The organism is Micropruina sp. (assembly GCF_027492755.1).
Taxonomy (GTDB): domain Bacteria; phylum Actinomycetota; class Actinomycetes; order Propionibacteriales; family Propionibacteriaceae; genus Micropruina.
In genome coordinates, this window is sequence record NZ_JAPUED010000100.1 from 10,425 (window position 1) to 12,498 (window position 2,074).

The window sequence follows — 2,074 nt, forward strand, 5'->3', positions numbered from 1 at the left end:
CCGGTGAAGCCGATGCTCGCCAAGGCGGTGCCTCAGATTCCGGCCGGGGCACTGTCCTACGAACCCAAGTGGGACGGCTTCCGCTCGATCATCTTCCGTGACGGCGACGAGGTGGAGATCGGTTCCCGCAACGAGCGGCCGATGACCCGGTACTTCCCCGAGATGGTCGAGGCGATCAAGGCGAACCTGCCCCAGCGGTGCGTACTGGACGGCGAACTGATCGTGGTGGTCGGCGACCGGCTGGAGTTCGAGGTGCTGCAGCAACGCATCCACCCCGCGGCCAGCCGGGTGAAGCTGCTCTCCGAGCAGACGCCGGCCAGTTTCGTCGCCTTCGACCTGCTGGCTCTGGACGACGTCGACTACACCGAGCGCCCCTTCGAGGAGCGCCGGGCCGCCCTGGAGCGGGCTCTGGCCGACGCGCAGGCGCCGATCCATCTCACCCCGATCACCCGCGACCCCCAACTCGCCGAGCAATGGTTCGCCCAGTTCGAGGGGGCCGGCCTGGACGGCGTGGTCGCCAAGCCGTTGGCGGGCACGTATCAGCCGGACAAGCGCACCATGTTCAAGATCAAGCATCAGCGCACCGCCGACTGCGTGGTGGCCGGGTATCGGCTGCACAAGAGCGGCGGCGACGTGATCGGCTCGTTGCTGCTCGGCCTCTACAACGATGCCGGCGAGCTGGCGTCCGTGGGTGTGATCGGTGCGTTCCCGCTGGCCAGGCGCAAGGAGCTGTTCGCCGAACTGCAGCCGCTGGTCACCACCTTCGACGACCATCCGTGGGCGTGGGCCCGGCAGGAGGAGGGCGCCCGCACCCCGAGGAACTCCGAATACAGCCGATGGAACAACGGCAAGGATCTGTCCTTCGTGCCGCTGCGGCCTGAACGGGTGGTCGAGGTGCGCTACGAGCACATGGAGGGCGTCCGGTTCCGGCACACCGCGCAGTTCAACCGCTGGCGTCCGGATCGTGATCCGCGCTCGTGCACCTACGAACAGTTGGAGGAGCCGGTCAAATACGACCTGGCCGACATTCTGGCGACTCGGCCCGAGGGCACCCACTGACTCTGGTGGGTTTCGCAACTTCCCTAGTGCGGGCGTCGGCGGTAGGCCACACTACGGGAATGGCAGGCAAGAAGAAGTCGAAGAAGACCGGAGAACTCCACCCGGGACGACCCACGAAGCCACTCAGCAAGCTGCTGCGGCTGCCGAAGGGTCCGGTGGATCTGAATCGCCTCGACACCGCGGCATCCCCCGGTTACCCGGGATCGGGCAAGACCGACGCCCCGGCGCTCACCGCGGCGTTGGCGCCCGAACTCTCCGACCTGCAAGAGCAGCTGTACGCCAACGGCCGCTCCGACGTTTCTGGTGCGCCGAGCCTGCTGGTGCTGCTGCAGGGCATGGATACCTCCGGCAAGGGCGGCGTGATCCGGCACGCCATGGGTCTGGTCGATCCGCAGGGTATTCAGCTGAAGTCGTTCAAGGCGCCCAGCAAGGAGGAACTCCAGCACCACTACCTGTGGCGGATCAGGAACGCGCTGCCCAACCCCGGCATGATCGGCATCTTCGACCGTTCCCAGTACGAGGACGTGCTGGTCGTCCGGGTCGACCAGCTGGTGCCGGTCAGCGAATGGAACGGACGCTACGACGAGATCAACGCCTTCGAGAAGGAAGTGACCGAGGCCGGCACGACGATCATCAAGTGCTTCCTGCATGTGTCGTTCGCCGAGCAGAAGAGCCGGCTCGCGGCCCGGCTGGCCAGCCCGGCGAAGTACTGGAAGTACAACCCGAAGGACGTCGACGCGCGGCAGAAGTGGCCGGCCTACCAGGAGGCGTACGCCGATGCGCTGGAGCGCTGTAACACCGACCATGCGCCCTGGCATGTGATTCCGTCGGACCGCAAGTGGTACCGCAACTGGGCGGTTGCCCAGCTGGTCCGGGAACACCTGATCGGGCTCAATCTGACCTGGCCGGAAGCTACCTTCGACGTCGCCGCCGAGAAGGCCCGGGTCGCGAAGTCCTGATCCACCACCGCTGATCGAGCCTGTCGAAACCACCGCTGGTTGAGCTTGTCGAAACC

General features: G+C 66.3%; 2 protein-coding genes. Both read left to right on the top strand.

The window, feature by feature from the left end; genetic code table 11:
* Positions 1–1,059 (top strand): ATP-dependent DNA ligase (locus Q0066_RS06890; protein ID WP_298131428.1); only part of this gene is annotated, 1,059 nt, incomplete at its 5' end.
* Positions 1,060–1,118: 59 nt separating this feature from the next.
* On the top strand, positions 1,119–2,018 hold the full coding sequence (locus tag Q0066_RS06895; RefSeq protein WP_298131430.1) for a PPK2 family polyphosphate kinase: 900 nt from the start codon (positions 1,119–1,121) through the stop codon (positions 2,016–2,018).
* Positions 2,019–2,074 lie beyond the last annotated feature (56 nt).